This window comes from Acinetobacter sp. SwsAc6 (assembly GCF_013391565.1).
In the GTDB taxonomy this organism is placed as follows: Bacteria; Pseudomonadota; Gammaproteobacteria; order Pseudomonadales; family Moraxellaceae; genus Acinetobacter; species Acinetobacter cumulans.
Genome location: NZ_JACAXE010000007.1, coordinates 98,004 through 119,665 on the forward strand (window position 1 = coordinate 98,004; position 21,662 = coordinate 119,665).

Below are 21,662 nucleotides of genomic sequence, written 5' to 3' on the forward strand. Positions count from 1 at the left end.
ATTCCTTAAATTGTTTCTTTAAACTTGTTTGAAATACGGAAAACTCGGGTGCTGGAGGTTTTGCTATATTTCGCAAATAAATCAGGTTCTTCTTTTTTCAACAGCGTACTGTCGATACGAGTAGAGGATTGTTCTTTGTAGGTGCAGATAGACTTGCCTTGGCTAATCATCATTTCCGCATCCTGCATCGTTGAGACAATCTTTAATTTGATTTCATCTTCACGAGCCTTGTCCGCTTTTTGGCGACCTTGAACAGTGATAAGTTCTTCAGCAAGCTTGATATGTTCAAAATCAGCTTCGACTTGTTTACCCACAACATGATTTGACCAGCGATGTAAAACATCATCAAAACAAGTAGGATCTGGTGGAACATCAGCAATGACATGGTTGAACCAAAATGCTTTAACCTGTTTAAAGATTGATTCAATTAAATCGTCATCACGTTCAATGCGATACATACGAAATTTGTTGCCACCGATCAGCACCGCAAGGTCAATGAATTGGCAACCTGAAAGTAGGAGGTACCAAAGGCATTGCGTTAGGTAGTAGTCTGGAACTTGGTCTGAACCTTCTTCACCAAACAGTTTTGCAAGGTATTCAGAAGCCGTTTTACATTCGAGAAGTTGATCTGTAGTCAGCTTGCCGTCTTTGAATCGCACGTTGCCTGAAATTTCAGGATTGATAATTGCACGGTCAATGTTGCCAATCGCCCAAGGATGGTCAGGCAAACTTAATTGTTGAGTTACACGCTGAACCTTTACACCAGCACGACGTGAATATTCCTTTGCAACAACATCTTCAAGGAGATGACCAAAGTGTGCTGATTCACTTTGAGACTCTGAGCGTTCACTACGACCAGTTTTGTCTAACCACAATTGGTATGGTGATTTGTACGGACTAAAACCAAGGATTGCAGCGACGTCTGAACCACCGATACCTTTTTTACGACCTGCAAGAAATTGGTCACGATTAACTTGTGTATTCATATCACACCACCTGATTTTCAGAATATTTAGGAGCCAAAGGGCGGTAGCTATCATCAGCAGTACGCTGACATTTCACACAAACCATTGCTGGTATGACGTTACGATGGAAATATTCATCATCGTAGCCCTCACGTGTTTCGATATTTCCGCAGTGCTCACATTCATAAATTGCAGTGAAATCACAACGGATTTGAGAAGTAATCTTTTTGATTTTCATAGCTCAAACCCCTAACTTCTGTAATTTCACAGCGATAGAGTCTTCAAGGGCATCATTGATCTTGTCGATTTCATAACGATCAAGATATGCATTGATTTCGCCATCTTCATCACCGACCAATTCAGGTTCTAATCGATCAATCTGAATGCTTACAGCACGATTAAAGCCGTTACCATCATCGAAACCTGAATAGTCAAAATTCACTTCGATGTAATACTGGTTATTTGCTGTTAATAAGGTTGCATGACAGTCATGTTGACAGTCGTTGTGTGGGCCTAAATCAAGCTCATCTACCTTGTAGGTGTCTGATGCCACCGTGATCTGCTGCTGTTCTTCAACAGGTAGCTTGGCTGGTTGATACATTTGCACAGACGCAAAAACTGCTGTCATTGCTACTGCACCACCTAAACCCAACAAAATTGATTTGAAATTTAATGAAACCATGTTCATAATCTCCTTATAGCGATTGCTATACCCCCTAAAGAAGCCCCGTCCTCGATCAAAATTTCGGGGCTTTTTATTGCTTAATTTTTAGTTTTAAGCGGAAAAGGTACCAATACGGACAGGGTTTTCTGGGAGCAAGGCAATCACTTTTTCTTTGAATTCTTGAATAATTTCATTACGCAAGAGTTCTTCTTTAACGATTTGCAATGCAAACGATGGCTCACCATCTGAGCTATTTACTACAAGACGCAAGCGAATAGTTTTGTTATCAAGACCGACATAAGCTGGATCAATGATTTCAAAATAACTTGGTAATTTCCCTGCTGTGCTTGAAGCTTCAACTTTGTCAAAGACCGAGCGAGTTTCTTGCATGTTTGATACTGACGAGTCAGTAGTTGAAGATGCGCCAACTTTCATGTTGCGAACTGCATTAATTGCTTCCGCAATATGGATCGTTTCACCAGTTTCACTTGTTGCAGCAAATACACTTGCCCAATCTTCAAGTAATGTTGCAAAACGCTTTTGATTAAGTTTGTTATCTTTAAGCTGATTGAGCTTTTCCCAAACTACAGTTGGTTCAAGCTGTAATACTGCTTTATGGTCACAATGACCTTGAGCCAATCCAACAACTTTGAAGTTTAAAATTGCCGTTGCTGATACATTTTTGTGGTCAACAAATACAGGGGCATAAACTTTTACTTCAGGAACAGAATTTTCAGACTGCGTATTACCTAAAACATAACTTTTGAAATCTTCAAAAGATGGGGTTTTTAAAACACCACGTGCACGGTTACGACCAGCTTGAAATTGTTCTAAATCATGAACTTTGAAATTTTCGTGAATGGCAACAAGTTGACCACGAGATAAATCATTTACAGGTAACGCAAGTTCAACGATTTCTTTAGCAGAGTTTTCCATTTTCAGTACCTTATGGATGGTTGGTAAAATTGTTGTAATGAGAAGGGGCTGTTTAAGCGTCTTCAGTGAATAATTGACTTGTATGGTTAGCAAACAAAGTGACATCACCACCAGCATTCAAATGCATTGGAGTTTTTGAGGTAGTGTCCTCTGCACGTTTACCTTTTGCTGTTGGTTCAACAAAAGCGAGTGTGTGTGCAATTTCGACCTGGCTTGAATCACCGATACGAGCAATATCAAGTGTGATTTTGATTTGCCCTTTTTTGTTGTGCTGAACAGCACCTTGAGAAACCATGCTGATAGCTGCACCGAGTTGGTTAGCAAAGGTTCCTGCACCTAAGTCAGCAACAAATTGCTGTGCGTTGGTTGGTTTGGTAGACATTTTTACCTCACATTGGGTTAGTGTGTGAGATAAATATCGCATTACCGATATTGTTAGTCAATAGGAAAACCGATATTTCTTATAGAAATTCCGATTTTTATTTTTATAATGCTAAAAAAACCTGCTCAGGGCAGGTTAAATATCAAACTTTTAATAGCAAGTTTAAATTTTTTTATTTATTAAATGATCTCTAATTTTACGAAGTTTCTCAATATCATCTGGCAGGTTTTGGTATTGTGAGTACTTAGCCCTAATCTTTTGCTTATTAGCTTCACTCACCCCACGCCCTAACATGAGATAAAAGACAAAACACCAAGGAATTCCAATAAATGACGCCCCCCAAAGTATATTTACAATTGATACATTATTTGCACTGCTTATAGCCCCAAAAAGACCTCCTAAAACAAATCCTAATCCATATACATAAAAATTAAGTAAATAATCTCCAAACGTCAGAGGAAATGATTGAATTTCTTGCTTAATTAATATTTTAATTTGTTTTCTTATTTCTGCTTTGATTGGTAAACGACCTGTATCTATTTCTTCTTTAGTTTGTCTAATAGCGTCCTTTACAATATTTATTATAGTTGAAATAGCTAACCACCCAACAACAAAAAAAATCAAGTAAATTAAAATATTATCAGAACCACCACCTCCAATTTCATCCTCAATATACCTGTCCGCAAATAAGCAAGTAGAAGGAAGAAGCAATAAATAAAGTATATTTTTTTTATGTATCATTTATATAAACTCGTATTTTTTAAGATTTTCTAACTCTTTTGGGACGAGAACCACCAAGTGGTCTAAAAGCATCGATCACCAAGCCGACCAATTCCATACCTTCTTCAAATTCAATGATATTGGGTTGAAAGTTTGGGTTAAGTGCTTGTAAATATTTACGTTCATCACTTTCAATAATCAATTTTTTGAATGTTGCATCTGTACTGTTTCTAACAACAATGAGGTCTTCAGATAGAAGATCACAAACTTGGAATGATGGATTTACAAGTATGTAATCACCATCTTGGTACGTTGGAAAATTACTGATACCCACTACTTTTAAGTAAAAACAGCCGTCAGGATCATCAGAACTTAATGGAGGAAGCCATTCTGTAATTTCAGATGGATTTAATGCTTCTACAGATGTCATTATTCCTGCTTGCACCCAAGATAAAACAGGGATGAGTTTATTTGATGTGATAGTGACAACATTGTTATCAAAATCAGGAGCAATACCTTTTTTTAATTCCTCAGCTGTCACACCAAGAGCATTTGCTAGTTCAAGAATTGAACCTGTTGATTTAGCATTGCCTGTTTCAAGATCGGAAATAACAGATTGCTTCACGCCTGATTTTTGAGCCAATTCCTTTTGAGTCATTTTTTTGGCTTTCCGAATCTTTTTTAAATTTTCACCTAAAGTCGCCATAAAAAAATCCTAAATACTACTATCGGAATTCTGATACAAAATGCAATCGGTTTGGCTATTGTCTTAATATCGGAAAACCTATATATTTATTAAAAATATCGGAGGTTCTTATGAATCAGTGGCAAACAATGATCTCTGATTTAAGAGAAAAAGGCTTAACACAAACTCAAATCGCTGCGGAAATTGAATGTTCTCAAAATTATGTAAGTGATTTAGAACGTGGCGTTTGCGGTAAACGCTTGTCTTATGAGCTTGGAAAAAAATTAGAAGCTCTTTGGGAAAAACACCAGTCAGCAGACTTAACCGCACAATCTGCGAGTTAAAAGGAAATCTTATGGAAACAAAAATAATGTTTGTATTCAGCAAAAAACTGTTGGCACCCATGTCAACACGTGTACCGCTGGAAGTCCAAGAGATCATTGATACTTTGGCTGAAAGCCAAGGTAGTGATCGTGCGAAATGGTTAAGAGATGCCATAGATAAAAAGATCGAACTGGAGACAGGTCAATCATCATCTGAGCACATAGAAAAATCAAAGAATACAACGTCTACGAGTGTATTTATGAATGTATGCAGAAACCTGAAAAGTTTTTGGCAGGCATTAAAAAAGCCCGACATTGCAGGTCGAGCTTCTAGTACAACAATTCATAATCATTCAGGAAAATGAACATGAGTAATTTAACAGAACATAAGTGCGCTGGCAAATGTCCAGAATTTGATGGGGAACAGTGTAATCACTGTTTGATTGCTCAAGTGGAAAAACGTGAGTTTGAATTGGGTGTTGCGCCTGATGATGCGTATGTGAAAACCATATCGGTGGAAGCAACAACATGCTCGAATTTTGTGAAAGGCGACACGGTTGTATTTGTTGATGCATTTATGCCTGACCACCTGATGACAGTCCATAAAGTGCAGGGTGATGGGATCTTGCTCGATGATAATCGCAAATTTGCACTTGCACATTTATTGCGTCATGCAAATACCCACGAGTTAAGCAACAAGAAGCGTCACATCACCACTTTTGATGAAGCTTTTGGGGAATTATCATGATTGATAACACCTCAATTCTCGCAATAACTGACATTATCCAATTGCCTGAAGCTGAACGCTTACAGGCAATTAAGGATAAGTTTTCAGCAAAATCACATGATGAATTACTTAATTTACTTGGCAATGTTTTAAATGTTGCTGTGAATTATGCCCAATCGTGTGATGAAACATTGTATTTACATCTCGTCACCACTGGCGATATGCACCCATACGCAATAGATAAGCTTATTTCACCTAGTTTTCATGGTGCTTTGAATGGGCTGATCTTGGCGCAAAAGGCTCCTAATCAAGATGTTCTATGTGAATCATGTGCTTATAGATGTGGAACTTTAGCAAATCATTGTCTTTCTACTCAATCTGACTTGGCTCATGCCTTGGAGTCGGATGCAGTTTTTTATTGCCATAAAGATATTGAAAATTTGCATAGTCCGTCTGCTACAGATCGTAAGCGCATGAAACCATGCAAAGGCTGGGCACAGCATGTGAAGAAACATAAGGGAGTAGCAGCGTGAAATCAAATGAAGCTAAAAAACCTATGTATATCTTTACTGAACTAGGTAAAGAAAAACTTTGTAAGCACTGTGATGAATACTGGCCTACAGATTCAGAGTTTTGGTTCATGATTAAATCAAAGTTAAAGGATGGAACCATTACATTTCGACCAGAATCAGCATGTAAAGGCTGCTACGACCGTGTTTATAGACCACATCATGTAAAAGGTGTGAACAAGGTTCGTTCAAGTCATGAAAAGAAGGTGGCAGCATGAAAAAGAAGCGCACCAAAAAGTTTAATCCAAACAAATTATTGCCTTCACAGGTAAAACAGCTTCAACAGGAAGCACAGTACAAAAAAGATATTTCTGAAACTTATGAAATGAGTATGGAATTTATTTCATCTCATGTACGTGACTTCATTGAAGACAAAAAAATCGGGGAAAAGTCTTTATTAGATAAGTTCCCTCATGCCGAAACACTGCCTTATCACTTCACTATTGGTGCATACCACTATCAGGATTTATCTATTGCTTTAATTCTTGGTCATGTTGAACAACCAGAAGCATGGAAATTATCTGCTGATATTCACATGATGAATCTTGATGATTTAAGCAAACCAATGGTCACAGTTGAATTTCGTCGTGATTTGCCAAGCATGAGCCATATCGAATTATTACGTGGCAAGAAAGATTGCAAAATTGATCTTGGCCACGGATTGAAAAAGGTTGGTTGGCTTGGTTTGGATCAGGAAATCATTAAAGAAATCGAATCTCAGAAAAATATTCCTGATGATTTTGGCATTGAACAAATTCAGGTCCTTATCGAAGCTGATATTAAATTTATCAATACCAAGTGCTATCAGGAATTTTTAGCAGTTGCTGAGTGGGTAAATGCTGGACATGAGTTAGCTGAAGATCGTTTACGTAAATTATGGATTGCTGACCAGGTATTAGATGGTAGCGGTAAAACCATTGGATATGAGGGGGCAGCATGATTATCGGAGTTGCTGTAAAAGCAGGTGATCTTATGGTCGCTCTACCGAAACCTAATCGCCATGCAGATTGTATCAATATTATTTTGTCACTTGGTTTGGTACCAGATATTCAAAACCAATGGGGTAAATCATTACACCAAGGTTTTTATTGTGAGCAAGGAAAGTTCTATACACGCCCACAAGCAGCTTTACACGCTATCGAATGTGGCCAACAAGAATGGACAGAAAATGACTTAGAGCTAATAGCCTTGGGTGAAAAGAAATTTTCACGTATGGGGTTATGTAGTGAAGATTTGTGGTGAGGTGGTATGAGCTACGCAATAACTGACCAGATTCGCAAATTAAAAGTGGGTAATCCTACAGCAAAGGCGGTACTTCTTCGCCTTGCTGATTATGCCAATGACTATGGTGAGTGTTTTCCATCAATTTCATTACTTTCTGATGAAACTGAATTCTCAGTACGTGCGATTAAAACGGCTATAGATTTACTTGAAGAAGTAAAAATTATTCAGGTTGATCGCTCAAATGGTCGCCATAATCGCTACAAAATTACGCCTGAAAGTTTCACTCCAAAGACTAAAAAACAGTCTAAATCGAGTGGAGAGAAAAGCATAAACCAGTGCAATACATTCACCAGTGCAGGAGATGCACCAGTGCAGGAGATGCATGTGACCAGTGCAGGAGGTGCACCTGAACCAGTGCAGGAGGTGCACACTAACCACCATATAACCACTAATAACCACCAATTAAGTAGTAGTAATACGCACGAGGGAAAAATTGCACTACCGCCAGCTCAGTTTGTGCAGTACCACAATTTTGATCTTGCAAAAATCTCAGTGATCGAGCTTGGTCAGAAATATTCAACATTGAAATCTGATTTCATCGAATTGTCTAAACCTAGACACCCTGATCTTGATCAACACGATCTTGAAAACTTGTTTGATGAATTTGGAGATTGGTTTGCATCACCGAATGATTACGGTAAGCAATCTTTCAAGACAGCACAGAAGTGGGCTGTAGCGTTTCTGACATGGGTAAACAACAACAAGCATAAACTTATCAACCGAAAGGCGAAAAATAGCGTCACTGAGCAATCAGGACGAAATAAACCTATCCAAACACTATCTGCATACCAAGCTAAACAGGAAAATGTAAATCGTTGGTTGCGTTATGGTCAAAAAGTGCGTGAAGAACAACATCAGGAATCATCAATTATTGATGTGGTACCTGAACCCCCAAAGAGCTTTCTGATTGAGGAGGTGGGTCATGCGTGAGTTCACCATTACTGAAGCACGTCGTTTAATTGACAAAATGCGTATTCGTTACGGTAAGAAATTTACAGATTTTTGGGCAGCAGTTGATGAAGCTGATCTTGAGCAGGCAATGATTGAGGACTTTTCAGGATTGACAGTTCAGCAGTTGGAAAATGGGTATAACCGTATGCTCCATGAACCATGGCCACCATGTATTCAAGATTTTAAGATTTGGTGTTTACAAGGTTCACATTGGCTCACTGAAAATGAAGCATGGCAACAAGCATTAGCATACGAGAAATCGAATCAGACGATCTCAATCAGTGTGCATGTGCTCAAAACCCTTAAAGAATTTAAGAAAGGCTTTGATGAATTAAATCCACGTGCTGAATCACAGTCAAAAGCATTCAAGGATATGTACGTTCGTATCGTTTCAAATGCGAAATTGATGGGAGATGTTCAAGCATTCACTGATCCAGTTGGAGCATTAAAAGCACCTAAGCAAGATGAGAGAAGAATCACCACTTGTCCACCTGAATTGATGGCTCAGTTGAAAGGTGTCAATAAGAATTCTAATGCAGGTAGAGCATGACAAATTATTTATCACAATCTCAAATTAAAAGACTTGTTCATCAACGTGACAATAAGCCTAAACAGCCAAAGTACGGGAATCACAAAGTTGTTGTTGATGGTGAAAAAGTTGCTGATTCACAGCATGAATATCGTCGTTTAAATGATTTAAAGGTTTTACAGCGTGCAGGTGAGATCAAGGATTTACAGACCCAGGTTCGATACAACCTGATACCGGCACAGAAAATTTGTGGTGTGAAAGTGCGTGGCACAGATTACATAGCAGACTTTGTTTATTGGACCAAAGATGATCAGTTCATCTGTGAAGATGCCAAAGGTCATAAAACCGCGGATTACATCATCAAACGTAAATTGATGAAATTAATTCACAATATCGACGTAGTTGAAGTTTAAGAGCGATTTAGGGGAGTATGACAATGAAGTCTAACGCTGAAACAATCCTTGAAGCCATTGAGGATTTACATAATCAAGAGCAGATTGTTACCAGAGAAACTTTGTCACAATTGACAGGTTTAAAACTATCAATTGTTGACGATCGTTTAAGGTGCCTTGTCGATAGCGGTCAGATTATCCGTGTTCAGCGTGGAGTGTTCATTCCAGCTCCTAAACATCGTCCATCTCGTATTATGTCCAAGATGGTTTTACCTGATGGTACCGTTAAAATTGAAATTGGTGATGACCAGATTTTGACATTAACGCCACGTGAAGCACGTAACCTTGGCAATCTTATGGTTGCTGAAGCAATGCAATATGCAAATATTGAAATGGGCCATCACATGGCAATACTTCAGAGTGAAGTAACGAGTCAGGTTCGGAAGCTTAATAGACAAGTTAGTGATTTACTGGATGTAGGTAAGCAAGGTGAATTAAATGTTTGATGATATACAAGATGCTTATGATGCCTTTGAAAGTTTTATGTTGAAACGCTTTAATCGAAAAATAGATGAACTTGACATATATAAAAGAAAAAAATTAGGGCGTTATTTTTCAGAGCTAGACACTTGGTTTGCAATTTGGCATGAAGCACAAAAAGAAAATCAATTACCCAAATTATAATTCCCCCTCTTCGGAATATCATGTGTAATTTACCGTTTGTCTGCAGTTATAAAATAATTTAATCTGATACTTGTTTTTGTTCCCAGATGGGAACATAATAGCTATATCAAGACGAGATGGCTCTCTTGAAAATTAACTTAAATCGCTATTGAGCGATTGGAGAAATAAAATGATTAAATCATTCGCTAAAAATGGAAAAAATTATTACTGCAAACAAGTTACTTCTTCTTGGTCTCAATGGGCTTGCAAACATGAAGATGGCTTGGAAACTTGGGCTGCTGTTTATGTAAAAAACCCAACTCGACAAAATGTAATTGATGCAATTAATGAAGTGGATTCCCGTAGTGAATCAGACTGCGAGTAATTAAAGGCGCAGAAATGCGCCTACTTTTTTGCAATTAGCTTTCAAGGGAGAAAATATGAACAACTTACAATTAAAGGCGATTCGTCAAGGGCTTGGTTTGGAGGTCTCAGAAGCAGCAGAATTGTGTTGTGTGCAAAAGCGTTCTTTTAATTATTGGGAACAAGGTGAGCGTTCTATTCCTGATGATATAGATTTATTGTTTTTTAATATGTCATCACACTACGCATTGATCTTGGAAAAAATGATTAATGATGTTGTTAAAGCTACCATCACCAATGAAGATGATAAAACTAAACCATCTAAGATTAAGCCTGTCTTACCTTTTTACAGAACATTTGAGTCATTTCAAATGGCGACTGAAAACCCAAATAAAGCATATTGGCGTATTTATCAGAGTGTCATTAGTCAATTAATCTTACTTGGAAAAATTACAAAGCTAGATGATGGGGAAAAAATCCCTGAAAATTGGGGTATTTGGAAGTGGCTGAAAGGTTGTTATGAAATGGATTCAAACATGGATTAAATGAACGCCCTTATTTAAGGGCTTTCTTAATTATCATTCCACCAAATTTAATTTATTCTCGGCTTAATCAAAATCTTGATTTCCACCACTTATTCCGCATAGCCGAACTTTATAACAGCCTGCTACACCCCCTCTAAGGTTAGACCTCCCCCACCCATATACCTGATCATTAAGCCAAGAGAGGTTTCTTGCGGAATATATTCCTCACATGGCTGAAAAAAAAGTAATTGATTGGGAAAAGATCGAACTCGATTATCGAGCAGGTATTAAGTCTCTACGTCAAATTGCAGGTGAGCATGATATTGCAGAATCAGGCATTAGACGTAGAGCAAAGCAATACGAATGGGTTCGTGATCTATCTGAAAAAATTAAAGCTAAAGCAGATGACATTGTGCGCAAGGAGAGTGTGCGCAACAGTGTGCGCACGAAAACGACCATTTCAGAAAAAGACAAAATTGATGCGAGTGCCAATGAAGTAGCGTCAGTCCGATTAGCACATCGTAAGGATATTCAACGTTCACGCAAGATTGCTATGAGTCTTTTTGATGAGCTCGAAATGATGGTCGGTCAAGAGAATGTCAAATTGCTGGAAATGTTGGGTGAGCTCATGTGGTCACCTGATGATAAAGGCAATGACAAAGTAAATGACCTTTACATGAAGATCATCTCAATGCCTAGTCGTGTGAAGTCTATGAAAGATTTAAGCGACACACTCAAAACATTGATTGCTTTAGAACGTCAAGCGTTTGGACTTGATGATGAGAACAATAAACCTGTCGATGCACTGACTGCATTACTTGAACGAATGAGCACTGGAAATAGTTCTGCATTTAAACCAATTGCCGATGATCCTGAATATTAGTGCATGTACGTGAATGGAACGACTAATCACCCACACCAAAACAATTTCATTCACGTACACGCTTCAAAAATGCACCAATGTTGTGCAAAATGGGGTAAAAATTGATTTATAACACTAACTTACAGCTACTACCGACAAATGCCGAGGAGCTTGAACGCTGCTTGGCAGACCCTGTTTGGCGTATTTTTAGTGGCTGTTTATATAAGATCAAAATTAAAGGTGATGACTTTGTAAATGAGTTAGGGCAAGTAGAAGAAGCTCCAACATTTGAATTACCGTTCCAGCCTAATGACGCACAGAAGAAATTCTTAAATCGGTTGTGGTACCGCAATATTATTTTAAAAGCACGTCAGTTAGGTTTCACCACATTGATTTGTATTTTATGGCTTGATCATGCCTTGTTTAATGCCAATCAACATTGTGGTGTTATTGCACAGAACTTAGAAACTGTCGGTGATATTTTTAGTGACAAGATTAAATTTGCGTACGATAACTTACCACCTGAAATATTAGAACGTTTCCCACTCAAAACGAATAATGGAACTGAGATGGAGTTCGCCCATAATGGTTCTAAAATTTCAGTGGCCACATCATTCCGTGGCGGTACCATGCACCGCTTGCTTATTTCTGAATACGGTAAAATTTGCGCTCAATCACCCGGTAAAGCGAAAGAGGTTCGTACAGGTTCATTACCAGCAGTTCCAACAACAGGGATCTGTGTCATTGAATCTACTGCTGAAGGTCGTGGTGGTGACTTCTTTGATAAGGTTCAGATCGCACAGAAGAACTTTGCGTCACGTAAAAAGCTCACACCTAAAGATTTCAGACTACATTTTTATGGTTGGTGGGAAGAACCTAAGTACCGTATTGATTCATCAGAAGTCATTATTACTAAGAAAGACCACAATATTTTTGATCACATTGAAATTGTTGTATCCAGAAACTTAGGCAAGAAGATCAAGATTGATCCTGATCAACGTGCTTGGTATGTATCGACACGTGATAACGATTTATCTGGTGATCAAGCTTTGATGTGGCAAGAGTATCCCTCATTTCCCGATGAAGCCTTTCAGGTCAGTACAGAAGGGAACTACTACGCAAAAGATATGCTTGAATTGCGTAAACGTAGTGGTATTGCTCAAATTGAAGTTTTAGATGTACCGACGTGTACGTTTTGGGATATTGGCAACCATGATGGTTGTGCAATTTGGTTCCATCAAATGATGAATCAGCAAGATCGCTTTATTGATTATGAAGAAGATCATTTTCAAGATTTACGTCATTACGTGAAACTGATTAAAGATAAACCTTATATCTATCATACTCATTATTTACCGCACGATGCTGCACATCAAAGGCTTGGCGATTACAACAAATCAGTCTTAGAAATGCTGGAAGAATTATTACCTGGTCATAATTTTGTGGTCATTCCACGTATTACGTTACTCACAACTGGTATTCAACAGACTCGTAGACATTTAAAGAATGCTTGGTTTGATGAAGAACGATGCAAATTGGGTATCGAACGTATTGAAGGCTATAAGAAAAAGTTTAACCAACAAGCCAATATGTTTATTGATCAGCCTGATAAATCCAATGGTTGCTCAGAAGGTGCAGATGCACTTAGACAGTGGGCACAGGCTAAAGATGCAGGGTTGCTTGGTGATTATATCTATACCCAAAGTAAAGCTGTAGGTTTTGGTGATTCAGATAATTCACATGATGATATGTACAGAGAAACATATCAAGATGAGCCGACAGACTGGCGTTTAGTTTAAAAATACGGAGCTATGAACATGATAGACAATACGCCGGCAAATGATGAGCTTGAGCTAAACCTAAAGGAAATCCAAGAAATTCATTATGAAATAGAACATCAACCATTGTGGCGCAGCACCGCAGATAAAGAAATGGACTATGCCGACGGCAATCAACTAGATAGTGATTTGCTTAAACGTATGCAAGAGATTGGCATACCGCCTGCGGTGGAGAACTTAATTGGACCAGCAATACGAGCAATTGAAGGGTTTGAAACAAGTACGCGTACAGATTGGCGCGTTACTGCAAATGGCGAACCGGGTGGGCAAGATGTTGCCGATGCGCTCAACTATAAATTAAATCAGGCAGAACGACAGTCAAAAGCAGATAAAGCATGTAGTGCTGCATTCCGCCCTCAAATTTGTTGTGGCCTTGGTTGGGTTGAAGTAAAGCGAGAATCAAATCCATTGGATTATCCATATCGGTGTGTATCTGTTCATCGTAATGAAATTCATTGGGATATGAAGGCGCAAGAAGATGATTTATCTGATGCTCGTTGGCTTAGACGTAAGCGTTGGGTACATCCTCAACGCTTAAAAGTGGCTTTTTCTCAACATAAAGAGCTGATTGAGCGTATCGCACAGCATGGTTCCTCATGGTGGGAGCATGACGATGTACTCGATGGTGGGCATGGTACCAATTTAAGTAATGCGTGGGCCAATCAACGTGCATGGACACAAGAAGAACAGTATTGGTATAACCCATCATCTAAAGAAATTCTTGTGTGTGAATACTGGTATAGACGTTGGGTTGAGGTGATTATGTTGCGTTTCAATGATGGTCGTATTGTTGAATTTGATGAAAACAACCCATCACACTTGTATGCTGCTGCAAATGGCCATGCGGTACCAGAGCGCGCCACAGTTGCACGAGTTAGACGAGCATATTGGATAGGCCCACATCAATTACATGATTCTCCTTCTCCATATCCTCATAAGCATTTCCCATACGTGCCATTCTTTGCATTTCGTGAGGACAATACTGGTGTACCTTTTGGATTTATTCGTGACATGAAGTATCCACAGGATTTAGTGAATAGTACACAAGCAAAATTGCGTTGGGGTATGAGTAGTGTTCGAGTAACAGCAACCAAGGGAGCCACACCATTAACACCAATGCAAGTACGTCAACAGATTGCACGACCAGATAGCTACATTGAACTAAACCAACAACACATGGCGAAACCAGGTTCACGCTTTGAGGTGGATCGAGATTTTGAATTGAATCAGCACCAATTTCAAATGCTGAATGATGGTAGATTGGCAATTGAGCGTACCAGTAGCATTACTTCTGGATTCCAAGGCAAACAAGGTACTGCAACTTCAGGCAAGCAAGAAGCCATTCAGGTTGAACAATCTGATCGATCTATGCAGAAAGTAATGGATAATTTCAGATCATCACGGACTTTGGTTGGTGAGCAACTTATTGCTTTGATTATTGAAGACCTTGGGCAAAAAGAAGAAGTCGTGATTATTGAAGGTGATGCAGTCACTGAAGAACGTCGGGTTCATATCAATAAGCCAGAAGTTGATACGCTAGGTTATTCATATCTTTCTAATGATGTTCAACGTACAAGACTTATGGTTGCATTGTCTGATGTGCCAAGCTCTAAGAGCTTCATGGAACAGCAAATGAATGCATTGTCAGAAATTACCAAGTCTCTACCAGCCAATATTCAGGTAGCGATATTGCCTTACATCATTGCTCTTACTGATACACCGTTCAAGAAAGACGTTATTCAAGCAATCAAGGATGCTTCTCAAGCTGCGACACCAGAGCAAATTCAGCAACAGATTCAAGATGCTGTTAAACAAGCACTGACAGATGCAGGTAATGAAATCAAGTTGCGTGAGCTTGAACTTAAAGAGCGTAAAGCAGTGGGTGAAATTAACTACAATGAAGCAAAAGCTGTCCAGACTGGTGTGCAGTCTTCATATTCTGCAATGCAGGCCGCGGTTCAAGTTGCTCAAATGCCACAGATTGCGCCGATTGCAGACCACATTATGCAGGGTGCTGGGTATCAGCGTCCTAATCCTTTAGGTGATGATCCAAATTTCCCGATAGCTGATCAGACAGCAGCGAGTAATATTCGCAGCCCATATATTCAAGGGCAAGGTGCTCAGGTTGGGTCTGAGCAATTACCAGTACAGCAGAATACAAGTCCAATGAACCCACCAGTACCACAGCAAGGTTCAACAGGAATGCAGGGGATTGAGACTCAACGAATCAGTGATAATATGCCCCCTGTAAGGCAAGAGTAATTTTCATTGTTCACAGATACTAAGGCAGTCAAATCGGCTGTCTTTTTATTGAGGATTATGTTCATGTCAAATACTGAACAGAAAATTGAGCAAGAAATTCAATCTAAAAACTTAAATGCGCCACGTTTAACGCCTACGGATATTAATTCGGTTATTGCAGATGAATATTACTTCACGGCAAAAGATGGTGTAGTTGGCGGGATGGATGCTTATAACGCCATGGGATTTCATGAGTCATTGAAGACCCTAACGTTCTGTGTATTGATTCTAAAAAATGGCTTCAAAGTCGTTGGCCAATCAGATTGTGCAAGCCCTGAAAACTTTGATGCCGAAATAGGTAAAAAAGTTGCGCGCGAAGATGCACGCAACAAAATTTGGATGCTCGAAGGCTATTTACTGAAAGAAAAATTATATCAGCAAAACATTTAACCCTATCGAATTCGAGACCTTTCAACCAGCATCAATATGCTGGTTTTTTATTTCTTGATTTTCCATTCAACGGCATGATTTCCATTGTCGCAATCATGGCTCACACATTCACCTTTGTGATTCACCTGAATTACACCACAACCTTCACAAATAACATTTGCTAGATAGTTCGGCTTACATTCATTGATAAACCCATTACTCATTCCATATTGCTTGGCGCATTGAGCACAATATTCTGCCATTAATCCTACCCCCTGTAAGGCTAACGCCATTATATCCAAATCCCTGAAACTTTCCTCATGTTGAGCAATCAGCAGCTAAACGCTAGTAACTCTAGCCATTCGCCTTAGCGGTCACAGCGATAAGTGATAGGAAAGACATGGATATTACAGAGCAACAACAAGAGTTGATTGAATCAGGTGAAATAACACCAGAACTTGCATCTCAACTGTTAATTCAGGAGATGAATGGCGATACCACAGCTTCAAATGCTGCGGAAACTGGTAGTGAGCCAGACACTACTCAAGATGGTAAAAACAAACCTGAAGTAACAGCAGACAATACGCAACAGACTCAAGAGCAACAACAGCAGCAAACACAGGCAGATGAAAGCCAGATGAATGCTGAAAATGCTGTAATCGTTGCAAAAGATGGTAAGCATACCATTCCCTACGAAAAGTTAGTGGAAGCACGTAACGGTGAGAAGGAATGGAAGCAAAAGTTTGATGCTTCACAGCAACAGCTTGCAGAGCTTCAGGCTAATGCACAGGAACGCAAGGATAATGGTGTAGCCCCAACCGTACAGGATAACCAAGCTGATATCGCTCAACAGGCGATTGATCAGGGTGTAGACCCTGCAATTTTTGGTGACTTTGACGAGAAAGGTTTAGCCGATGGTATTCAAAAACTTGTTGATATGCGTGTATCAGCAATGGTGCAACAGAAGTTAGATTCTGCTTTAGCACCAATGCAGCAACAACAGCAGGTGAGTGCTGAACATGCACATTTTAATACAATCTTTACTGCGCATCCTGATGCTGAATCCATCGTGGAATCCAAGGAATTTAGTGACTGGCTTGATAATCAGCCAAACATTACCAAGGATGCGTACAAAACAGTCTTAGATAAAGGTTCGGCATCACAAGTTGTTGAACTCTTAGGATTGTATAAGTCTGGAACACAATCAACTCAAGCTGCACAACAGCAACAGAATACTGATGCAGTTCGGGCAGCAGCGATGCAAGCTGTGAACAAAGCTCCAACAAAAGTTCCGCATAGCGTGACTGATTTCCCAAGCGGCAATCCTACAGGGCAATCTAATGATGAGCGTCTAGCCAATTTATCGGGTCCAGAATTACTTGCTGAAATGAGTAATTGGACCGATGCACAGATAGATGCTTATTACGCACGCAATGCTTAATTACATTGTTGTGGAGAAATAAACCATGCCAGGTAAAACAAACGCCCCTTATGGCGATAAAACAAATGCGGTGCAACAGTCGGTAGGTCTTTTTGCTAAAAGCCTGCGTCGCAAAAGCCTAATCAATAACATGGTTGGCAAAATGCAAAATGGCGAGTCAGGTGCGGCAAGCCAGATTAAAAATGAATCATCCAAGCACATGCCAATTCTGCGTGTAACGGATTTAGGTAAACAGAAAGGTGATGAAGTTACCTATAACTTGATTCAACCTGTGAATGCTTACCCGATTATGGGTAGTGAATATGCGGAAGGTCGTGGTACAGGCATGTCGATTGTTGAAGATCGCTTGCGTGTAGATCAGGCGCGTTTCCCGATTGATCTTGGTAATGTGATGACTTCTATCCGTTCGCCGGTTGATTTTCGTCGTATTGGTAAGCCAATCGCTCAGGACTTGATGGATCGTTATTCAGATGGTTCTACACTTGTTCATTTGTGTGGAGCACGTGGCTTCCAGAATAGTGCTGAATGGGCTGTTCCGCTTGCATCTCATGCAAAGTATAAGCAGATCATGGTCAATGATGTTAAGGCACCAACTAAAAACCGCCATTTCATTGTATCTGGTGATGCTGTTCGGCCATTTAAAGTTAATGGCGGGGAAGTCGACTTTGCAACAACCGATCTTTTCACAATGGACACTGTGGACAGTATGCGTTCAGTTATGGACGATATGGTTTTACCACCTCCATGCATTCAAGTTGAAGGTGATGAAGCTGCGACTGACGAGCCATTACGCTTATGGATTGTTTCACCAGCGCAGTACCGCTGGTTCGCTAAACAACAAGGCTTCCGCACCCTTATCAGTAACGCAGTAGCTCGTTCATCTAATGCGAAGAATCATCCATTGTTCCGTGGTGAAGTTGGCTTGTGGAATAACTTCTTGATTCGCAAAATGTCACATGCGATTCGATTTAATCCAGGTGATCCAATTCGCTATGCAACAAGCTATACCAGTGAAACTGAGGCAGATGCTTTAGTACCTGCTTTGGGTGCTGGATATGCAGTTGATCGTTCAATCATCTTGGGTGGACAGGCATTAGCAGAGGCATTTGCTGCTCATAAAGGCACAGGCGTTTCATATTTCTGGTCTGAAAAAGAACTAGATCATGGCGATAAAGCTGAGTTGCTTGTTGGTGCTATTCGTGGTGTGAAGAAAATCCGTTTCAATGTTGATGTAAATGGTGATGGTAGCGAGTTCCAATACACCGATCACGGCATTGTTACGGTTGATACCGTGGTGAAACTGCAAGGTTCTTAATTTACAGGCTGTATGGTCGAAGTGACTGTACAGCCTTTTATTTGATTTTTTTTGGAGTATTGCAATCATGGCAACAATTACACGCAAGCGTAATCCGCTTATGTTCGGTGGTGCAGCACCATTTGGTAACTTAACTGCATTGGCATTTACTTTGGCGACAACCGCAGCAGGTGCAGTTGTGGATTCAAATTCTACGGCAGCAGTTGCATCAGGTGATGTGATTGAGCTTGGTTTATTGCCAGGTGGTATGCGTTTGGATGATGCACAGGTCATCATTACAACAGGTATGACTGAATCAGTTACAGGTTCACTTGGTTTCAAATATGCGGATGGTGTGAACTCTACTGAAGTACCACAGGATGCAGCTTACTTCATTAGTGCTGGTGCTTTATCTAGTGCAGTACGTCTACGTGCAAATGGAACGAAGCTGGTCACATTACCCAAGGATGCCATTTTGACCTTAACCACTGGTGGTGCTGCCAACGCAAAGGCATCCGATATTAAGGTCGTAGTGTCTGGTGAATTAACTGGTCCACGTTAATCGGTATCAGTGTGGCAATTTTAGGGGTAGATGATTTGATTATAGTTATCTATCCCTTTGTTTATGTGAGGAAAGAACATGAAAATAGGTCTAATCGCAGCAATCGCATACAGTATTAATGTGGCTTACTGTGCATCAATGGGTGATGAACAGCTTTCTTGGGATAATGCTCCAGAAAGTATTAAAAAGGGAGTGGAAGCTGGGGTAAGTTTTCATCTAAATAATCCTGATACTACCCCTGAACAATCACATGAAGAATGGCTAAAAGATAAAGCAGAAAATGGTTGGGTATATGGCGATGTCAAAGATTTAGCCAATAAAACCCATCCTAATATTTTACCTTATGCTGAATTGCCACCAGAACAACGTGCAAAAGATCATCTGTTTAAGGCTGTGGTTAATTTGATCAAAGACTTGCCTGATCCTGATGATTATTTAGAACTAAGCCATCAATTGGTTAAGTTGCAACAACAGGTTTTGGATAGCCAAAAATCCACTACGGTGCTCACCCAAAAACAGGTTGTTGGTGTGGGAGTGCGTTACACACATAAAACTCGTGAACGTTTTTGTGACCATTTATATGGTACCGGTTTAACATTTGAGCGCGGTGTAACGATAATTCTTCCAGAAGCAACTGCACTTAAATTTTTAGGTCACACCGAATTTGAGCGTGTTGATGCCAATGAAAATACCGAACCAGCGTTAGTGGATAATCAAGTTTCTGAAAATATTGAGAAAAAACAGAAAGAAGAACGTCAGCAAGAGGATATTATCTTTGATGAAATTGAAGCCATCAAAGGAATGCGTACAAAGGATGCTGTTAAAGATTACATCAAATCACGTTATGGCGATGAAATTCAGGAAAACCTTAAACTAGCTGATCTTCAAGCCATTGCAATTGAGAAAGTACATAGCTTTGGAGTGATCTAATGGTATTAAGTGAATTGCTACGTCGTTTTCGTGTAGATGCCAATGATAAGGTAGAACCTTATTTTAATGATGAAGTAGATGTTATTGCATGGCTCAACGATGCAGTCAATGAGGCGTGTATTCGTGGTCGTTTGTTGCATGAAAGTCAGAATTCAGACGCTTGTAACATTCCTGTAGTGGCTGGCAATTCACAATACTCATTACACCCATCACTTTATGAATTGACCCAAGTATGGTTTGAGCCAGCGAATGGTTATCGAGGTTCTAATTTATCTCTTGCTTCTCCAGAATATTTGGACCAACGATACAGTTCTGAGAATTGGAGACGTTTGCAAGGTAGACCAGAATTTGTCATTCAAGATGATACACGTATTCGGGTTATTCCAACTCCCGATCAGGATGGTGAGTTACAGCTTGAAGGCTATCGAGTACCGCTTGTACCAATGCAAAATGAAACTGACATGCCAGAGATCAACCAAATTCATCATGTACATTTAATTCAGTGGGTATTGCATCGAGCATATAGCGTACCTGATTCTGAATTTTTTGACCCAAACCGAGCAGCAATAGCAGAACAGGCTTTCACAGATTACTTTGGTATACGACCTGATAGTGATTTGCGTCGCATGACACGTGAAGATGTTCCACATTTGGTGCAACCATTCATGCCATGACTTGCTTGTGACATAAGCACCCCTGTAAGGCTAAAGCTTTTCAGGGGTTTTTTACATAATGATCTTACTTATTTTATTTAATCATGCACAAATATGGGCAAACGTATTATTGATTTAAAGACCGAAGATACGCTTTACATTGGCGATGCTAAAGTTCAATTGATCAAAAAATCTGGGAAATTGGCTCGAATTTGTGTTGAAGCAGATAATCACATTGAAATCAAACATAAGCGCATGAGTGCTTCCGATTTAATTACGGAGACTCAAACGCATGGCAAACACACTTTATGATACGGCCCGCAAAGGTTATTTAGAGGGTCAATTCAACTGGCTTTCAGATACCATTAAATGCATTCTTGTTTCATCCGGCTATGCAGTGCAAACAGGTACGCACCAGTATCTTTCTGATATTTCAACATCCGCAATTGTTGCACCAGCTGTCGTACTCAGCGGGAAATCTACGAATGGTGGCGCGGCAGATGCCAATGATGTCACTTTCCTGACGGTGGCTGGCAGTACGGTTACTGCAATCATTTTATATGTGGATACCGGAACGGCTGCCACAAGTCCTCTGCTTGCCTATATTGATACTGCGACAGGCTTACCCATTACCCCTAATGGTGGTGACATTATTGTCACATGGGATAATGGCGCGAACAAAATCTATAAAGTCTAAATCCAAGCTCATGCCTAAGCGGTATGAGTAACAAGACC

33 protein-coding genes are annotated in these 21,662 nt (G+C 39.7%); 25 read left to right on the forward strand and 8 right to left on the reverse strand.

Annotated elements, in window-relative coordinates:
- Positions 1-5: 5 nt before the first annotated feature.
- The 7 genes from HYG93_RS07240 to HYG93_RS07270 all read right to left on the reverse strand — a co-directional run bounded on the left by HYG93_RS07240 (position 6) and on the right by HYG93_RS07270 (position 4,373).
- Entirely contained in the window at positions 6-986 is a 981-nt protein-coding gene (locus HYG93_RS07240) for a YqaJ viral recombinase family protein (protein ID WP_178962131.1), read from the reverse strand.
- A 1-nt stretch (position 987) separates the two neighbouring features.
- Complete coding sequence (locus tag HYG93_RS07245; RefSeq protein ID WP_178962132.1) at positions 988-1,203, reverse strand: hypothetical protein; 216 nt, start codon at positions 1,201-1,203, stop codon at positions 988-990.
- Positions 1,204-1,206: 3 nt separating this feature from the next.
- Positions 1,207-1,647, reverse strand: coding sequence for a hypothetical protein (locus HYG93_RS07250; RefSeq protein WP_178962133.1), 441 nt, complete (start codon positions 1,645-1,647; stop codon positions 1,207-1,209).
- Between the two features lie 93 nt (positions 1,648-1,740).
- The gene (locus HYG93_RS07255) at positions 1,741-2,565 is read right to left on the reverse strand and encodes a DUF2303 family protein (protein ID WP_178962134.1); all 825 of its coding nucleotides are present in this window, start codon (positions 2,563-2,565) and stop codon (positions 1,741-1,743) included.
- A 52-nt stretch (positions 2,566-2,617) separates the two neighbouring features.
- Complete coding sequence (locus HYG93_RS07260) at positions 2,618-2,947, reverse strand: hypothetical protein (RefSeq protein WP_010112842.1); 330 nt, start codon at positions 2,945-2,947, stop codon at positions 2,618-2,620.
- A 162-nt stretch (positions 2,948-3,109) separates the two neighbouring features.
- Positions 3,110-3,688: a hypothetical protein gene (locus HYG93_RS07265; protein WP_120365267.1), complete on the reverse strand. Its 579-nt coding sequence runs from the start codon at positions 3,686-3,688 to the stop codon at positions 3,110-3,112.
- Positions 3,689-3,707: 19 nt separating this feature from the next.
- Complete coding sequence (locus HYG93_RS07270; protein WP_120365268.1) at positions 3,708-4,373, reverse strand: XRE family transcriptional regulator; 666 nt, start codon at positions 4,371-4,373, stop codon at positions 3,708-3,710.
- Between the two features lie 110 nt (positions 4,374-4,483).
- On the opposite strand from HYG93_RS07270, the gene HYG93_RS07275 reads away from it, so the two are divergent.
- The 18 genes from HYG93_RS07275 (at position 4,484) to HYG93_RS07360 (ending at position 16,068) form a co-directional block, all read left to right on the forward strand.
- Positions 4,484-4,696, forward strand: coding sequence for a helix-turn-helix transcriptional regulator (locus HYG93_RS07275; protein WP_070152210.1), 213 nt, complete (start codon positions 4,484-4,486; stop codon positions 4,694-4,696).
- 11 nt (positions 4,697-4,707) lie between these two features.
- Positions 4,708-5,040 (forward strand): hypothetical protein, encoded by a 333-nt coding sequence (locus HYG93_RS07280; protein WP_178962135.1) that lies wholly within the window; start codon positions 4,708-4,710, stop codon positions 5,038-5,040.
- Between the two features lie 2 nt (positions 5,041-5,042).
- Entirely contained in the window at positions 5,043-5,423 is a 381-nt protein-coding gene (locus tag HYG93_RS07285; protein WP_178962136.1) for a hypothetical protein, read from the forward strand.
- Positions 5,420-5,935, forward strand: coding sequence for a hypothetical protein (locus tag HYG93_RS07290; protein ID WP_178962137.1), 516 nt, complete (start codon positions 5,420-5,422; stop codon positions 5,933-5,935). Before HYG93_RS07285 ends, HYG93_RS07290 begins: the two co-directional genes overlap by 4 nt.
- A complete protein-coding gene (locus tag HYG93_RS07295; RefSeq protein WP_061517846.1) occupies positions 5,932-6,189 on the forward strand; it encodes a hypothetical protein in 258 nt (85 codons plus the stop codon). The genes HYG93_RS07290 and HYG93_RS07295 overlap by 4 nt, the downstream gene beginning before the upstream one ends.
- Positions 6,186-6,911: a hypothetical protein gene (locus tag HYG93_RS07300; RefSeq protein ID WP_178962138.1), complete on the forward strand. Its 726-nt coding sequence runs from the start codon at positions 6,186-6,188 to the stop codon at positions 6,909-6,911. Before HYG93_RS07295 ends, HYG93_RS07300 begins: the two co-directional genes overlap by 4 nt.
- On the forward strand, positions 6,908-7,213 hold the full coding sequence (locus tag HYG93_RS07305) for a hypothetical protein (RefSeq protein ID WP_178962139.1): 306 nt from the start codon (positions 6,908-6,910) through the stop codon (positions 7,211-7,213). Before HYG93_RS07300 ends, HYG93_RS07305 begins: the two co-directional genes overlap by 4 nt.
- Before the next feature lie 6 nt (positions 7,214-7,219).
- Positions 7,220-8,185 (forward strand): helix-turn-helix domain-containing protein, encoded by a 966-nt coding sequence (locus HYG93_RS07310; RefSeq protein ID WP_178962140.1) that lies wholly within the window; start codon positions 7,220-7,222, stop codon positions 8,183-8,185.
- Positions 8,178-8,756: a hypothetical protein gene (locus tag HYG93_RS07315; protein WP_178962141.1), complete on the forward strand. Its 579-nt coding sequence runs from the start codon at positions 8,178-8,180 to the stop codon at positions 8,754-8,756. Before HYG93_RS07310 ends, HYG93_RS07315 begins: the two co-directional genes overlap by 8 nt.
- Positions 8,753-9,148 (forward strand): DUF1064 domain-containing protein, encoded by a 396-nt coding sequence (locus HYG93_RS07320; protein WP_120364415.1) that lies wholly within the window; start codon positions 8,753-8,755, stop codon positions 9,146-9,148. The genes HYG93_RS07315 and HYG93_RS07320 overlap by 4 nt, the downstream gene beginning before the upstream one ends.
- A 23-nt stretch (positions 9,149-9,171) precedes the next feature.
- Positions 9,172-9,633 carry a hypothetical protein gene (locus HYG93_RS07325; RefSeq protein ID WP_178962143.1) on the forward strand — a complete coding sequence of 154 codons (462 nt, stop codon included), beginning with the start codon at positions 9,172-9,174 and terminating at the stop codon, positions 9,631-9,633.
- Positions 9,626-9,811, forward strand: a complete 186-nt coding sequence (locus tag HYG93_RS07330) for a hypothetical protein (protein WP_178962145.1) — start codon at positions 9,626-9,628, stop codon at positions 9,809-9,811. Before HYG93_RS07325 ends, HYG93_RS07330 begins: the two co-directional genes overlap by 8 nt.
- A gap of 169 nt (positions 9,812-9,980) precedes the next feature.
- Positions 9,981-10,175, forward strand: a complete 195-nt coding sequence (locus tag HYG93_RS07335; protein WP_178962147.1) for a hypothetical protein — start codon at positions 9,981-9,983, stop codon at positions 10,173-10,175.
- Positions 10,176-10,230: 55 nt separating this feature from the next.
- Entirely contained in the window at positions 10,231-10,698 is a 468-nt protein-coding gene (locus tag HYG93_RS07340) for a DUF1870 family protein (protein ID WP_178962149.1), read from the forward strand.
- A gap of 208 nt (positions 10,699-10,906) precedes the next feature.
- Positions 10,907-11,560 (forward strand): hypothetical protein, encoded by a 654-nt coding sequence (locus tag HYG93_RS07345; RefSeq protein ID WP_178962150.1) that lies wholly within the window; start codon positions 10,907-10,909, stop codon positions 11,558-11,560.
- A 101-nt stretch (positions 11,561-11,661) separates the two neighbouring features.
- Positions 11,662-13,338 (forward strand): terminase, encoded by a 1,677-nt coding sequence (locus tag HYG93_RS07350; RefSeq protein ID WP_178962152.1) that lies wholly within the window; start codon positions 11,662-11,664, stop codon positions 13,336-13,338.
- Positions 13,339-13,356: 18 nt separating this feature from the next.
- Positions 13,357-15,639, forward strand: a complete 2,283-nt coding sequence (locus HYG93_RS07355) for a hypothetical protein (RefSeq protein ID WP_178962154.1) — start codon at positions 13,357-13,359, stop codon at positions 15,637-15,639.
- 63 nt (positions 15,640-15,702) lie between these two features.
- Positions 15,703-16,068 carry a Gp49 family protein gene (locus HYG93_RS07360; RefSeq protein ID WP_178962156.1) on the forward strand — a complete coding sequence of 122 codons (366 nt, stop codon included), beginning with the start codon at positions 15,703-15,705 and terminating at the stop codon, positions 16,066-16,068.
- 47 nt (positions 16,069-16,115) lie between these two features.
- Here the strand turns inward: HYG93_RS07360 and HYG93_RS07365 are convergent, their stop codons facing one another.
- Complete coding sequence (locus HYG93_RS07365; protein ID WP_256733396.1) at positions 16,116-16,340, reverse strand: hypothetical protein; 225 nt, start codon at positions 16,338-16,340, stop codon at positions 16,116-16,118.
- A gap of 107 nt (positions 16,341-16,447) precedes the next feature.
- Here HYG93_RS07365 and HYG93_RS07370 point away from each other — a divergent pair, with 107 nt between their 5' ends.
- The 7 genes from HYG93_RS07370 to HYG93_RS07400 all read left to right on the forward strand — a co-directional run bounded on the left by HYG93_RS07370 (position 16,448) and on the right by HYG93_RS07400 (position 21,624).
- Positions 16,448-17,488, forward strand: a complete 1,041-nt coding sequence (locus HYG93_RS07370; RefSeq protein ID WP_120365283.1) for a hypothetical protein — start codon at positions 16,448-16,450, stop codon at positions 17,486-17,488.
- Between the two features lie 25 nt (positions 17,489-17,513).
- On the forward strand, positions 17,514-18,803 hold the full coding sequence (locus HYG93_RS07375; RefSeq protein ID WP_120365284.1) for a DUF4043 family protein: 1,290 nt from the start codon (positions 17,514-17,516) through the stop codon (positions 18,801-18,803).
- Between the two features lie 67 nt (positions 18,804-18,870).
- The gene (locus tag HYG93_RS07380; RefSeq protein WP_120365285.1) at positions 18,871-19,344 is read left to right on the forward strand and encodes a hypothetical protein; all 474 of its coding nucleotides are present in this window, start codon (positions 18,871-18,873) and stop codon (positions 19,342-19,344) included.
- A gap of 78 nt (positions 19,345-19,422) precedes the next feature.
- Positions 19,423-20,274 (forward strand): RyR domain-containing protein, encoded by an 852-nt coding sequence (locus tag HYG93_RS07385; RefSeq protein ID WP_178962157.1) that lies wholly within the window; start codon positions 19,423-19,425, stop codon positions 20,272-20,274.
- Entirely contained in the window at positions 20,274-20,948 is a 675-nt protein-coding gene (locus tag HYG93_RS07390) for a DUF6682 family protein (RefSeq protein WP_178962159.1), read from the forward strand. Before HYG93_RS07385 ends, HYG93_RS07390 begins: the two co-directional genes overlap by 1 nt.
- A gap of 93 nt (positions 20,949-21,041) precedes the next feature.
- Positions 21,042-21,239, forward strand: a complete 198-nt coding sequence (locus HYG93_RS07395) for a hypothetical protein (protein ID WP_120364425.1) — start codon at positions 21,042-21,044, stop codon at positions 21,237-21,239.
- A complete protein-coding gene (locus tag HYG93_RS07400) occupies positions 21,220-21,624 on the forward strand; it encodes a hypothetical protein (protein ID WP_178962161.1) in 405 nt (134 codons plus the stop codon). Before HYG93_RS07395 ends, HYG93_RS07400 begins: the two co-directional genes overlap by 20 nt.
- The last annotated feature ends 38 nt before the right edge of the window (positions 21,625-21,662 follow it).

Excerpts from the sequence above, each read along its gene's own strand:
- HYG93_RS07240 (WP_178962131.1), bottom strand. The coding sequence starts at position 986 with ATGAATACACAAGTTAATCGTGACCAATTTCTTGCAGGTCGTAAAAAA.
- HYG93_RS07245 (WP_178962132.1), bottom strand. The coding sequence starts at position 1,203 with ATGAAAATCAAAAAGATTACTTCTCAAATCCGTTGTGATTTCACTGCA.
- HYG93_RS07250 (WP_178962133.1), bottom strand. The coding sequence starts at position 1,647 with ATGGTTTCATTAAATTTCAAATCAATTTTGTTGGGTTTAGGTGGTGCA.
- HYG93_RS07255 (WP_178962134.1), bottom strand. The coding sequence starts at position 2,565 with ATGGAAAACTCTGCTAAAGAAATCGTTGAACTTGCGTTACCTGTAAAT.
- HYG93_RS07260 (WP_010112842.1), bottom strand. The coding sequence starts at position 2,947 with ATGTCTACCAAACCAACCAACGCACAGCAATTTGTTGCTGACTTAGGT.
- HYG93_RS07265 (WP_120365267.1), bottom strand. The coding sequence starts at position 3,688 with ATGATACATAAAAAAAATATACTTTATTTATTGCTTCTTCCTTCTACT.
- HYG93_RS07270 (WP_120365268.1), bottom strand. The coding sequence starts at position 4,373 with ATGGCGACTTTAGGTGAAAATTTAAAAAAGATTCGGAAAGCCAAAAAA.
- HYG93_RS07275 (WP_070152210.1), top strand. The coding sequence starts at position 4,484 with ATGAATCAGTGGCAAACAATGATCTCTGATTTAAGAGAAAAAGGCTTA.
- HYG93_RS07280 (WP_178962135.1), top strand. The coding sequence starts at position 4,708 with ATGGAAACAAAAATAATGTTTGTATTCAGCAAAAAACTGTTGGCACCC.
- HYG93_RS07285 (WP_178962136.1), top strand. The coding sequence starts at position 5,043 with ATGAGTAATTTAACAGAACATAAGTGCGCTGGCAAATGTCCAGAATTT.
- HYG93_RS07290 (WP_178962137.1), top strand. The coding sequence starts at position 5,420 with ATGATTGATAACACCTCAATTCTCGCAATAACTGACATTATCCAATTG.
- HYG93_RS07300 (WP_178962138.1), top strand. The coding sequence starts at position 6,186 with ATGAAAAAGAAGCGCACCAAAAAGTTTAATCCAAACAAATTATTGCCT.
- HYG93_RS07305 (WP_178962139.1), top strand. The coding sequence starts at position 6,908 with ATGATTATCGGAGTTGCTGTAAAAGCAGGTGATCTTATGGTCGCTCTA.
- HYG93_RS07310 (WP_178962140.1), top strand. The coding sequence starts at position 7,220 with ATGAGCTACGCAATAACTGACCAGATTCGCAAATTAAAAGTGGGTAAT.
- HYG93_RS07315 (WP_178962141.1), top strand. The coding sequence starts at position 8,178 with ATGCGTGAGTTCACCATTACTGAAGCACGTCGTTTAATTGACAAAATG.
- HYG93_RS07320 (WP_120364415.1), top strand. The coding sequence starts at position 8,753 with ATGACAAATTATTTATCACAATCTCAAATTAAAAGACTTGTTCATCAA.
- HYG93_RS07325 (WP_178962143.1), top strand. The coding sequence starts at position 9,172 with ATGAAGTCTAACGCTGAAACAATCCTTGAAGCCATTGAGGATTTACAT.
- HYG93_RS07330 (WP_178962145.1), top strand. The coding sequence starts at position 9,626 with ATGTTTGATGATATACAAGATGCTTATGATGCCTTTGAAAGTTTTATG.
- HYG93_RS07335 (WP_178962147.1), top strand. The coding sequence starts at position 9,981 with ATGATTAAATCATTCGCTAAAAATGGAAAAAATTATTACTGCAAACAA.
- HYG93_RS07340 (WP_178962149.1), top strand. The coding sequence starts at position 10,231 with ATGAACAACTTACAATTAAAGGCGATTCGTCAAGGGCTTGGTTTGGAG.
- HYG93_RS07345 (WP_178962150.1), top strand. The coding sequence starts at position 10,907 with ATGGCTGAAAAAAAAGTAATTGATTGGGAAAAGATCGAACTCGATTAT.
- HYG93_RS07355 (WP_178962154.1), top strand. The coding sequence starts at position 13,357 with ATGATAGACAATACGCCGGCAAATGATGAGCTTGAGCTAAACCTAAAG.
- HYG93_RS07360 (WP_178962156.1), top strand. The coding sequence starts at position 15,703 with ATGTCAAATACTGAACAGAAAATTGAGCAAGAAATTCAATCTAAAAAC.
- HYG93_RS07365 (WP_256733396.1), bottom strand. The coding sequence starts at position 16,340 with ATGGCGTTAGCCTTACAGGGGGTAGGATTAATGGCAGAATATTGTGCT.
- HYG93_RS07370 (WP_120365283.1), top strand. The coding sequence starts at position 16,448 with ATGGATATTACAGAGCAACAACAAGAGTTGATTGAATCAGGTGAAATA.
- HYG93_RS07375 (WP_120365284.1), top strand. The coding sequence starts at position 17,514 with ATGCCAGGTAAAACAAACGCCCCTTATGGCGATAAAACAAATGCGGTG.
- HYG93_RS07380 (WP_120365285.1), top strand. The coding sequence starts at position 18,871 with ATGGCAACAATTACACGCAAGCGTAATCCGCTTATGTTCGGTGGTGCA.
- HYG93_RS07385 (WP_178962157.1), top strand. The coding sequence starts at position 19,423 with ATGAAAATAGGTCTAATCGCAGCAATCGCATACAGTATTAATGTGGCT.
- HYG93_RS07390 (WP_178962159.1), top strand. The coding sequence starts at position 20,274 with ATGGTATTAAGTGAATTGCTACGTCGTTTTCGTGTAGATGCCAATGAT.
- HYG93_RS07395 (WP_120364425.1), top strand. The coding sequence starts at position 21,042 with ATGGGCAAACGTATTATTGATTTAAAGACCGAAGATACGCTTTACATT.
- HYG93_RS07400 (WP_178962161.1), top strand. The coding sequence starts at position 21,220 with ATGGCAAACACACTTTATGATACGGCCCGCAAAGGTTATTTAGAGGGT.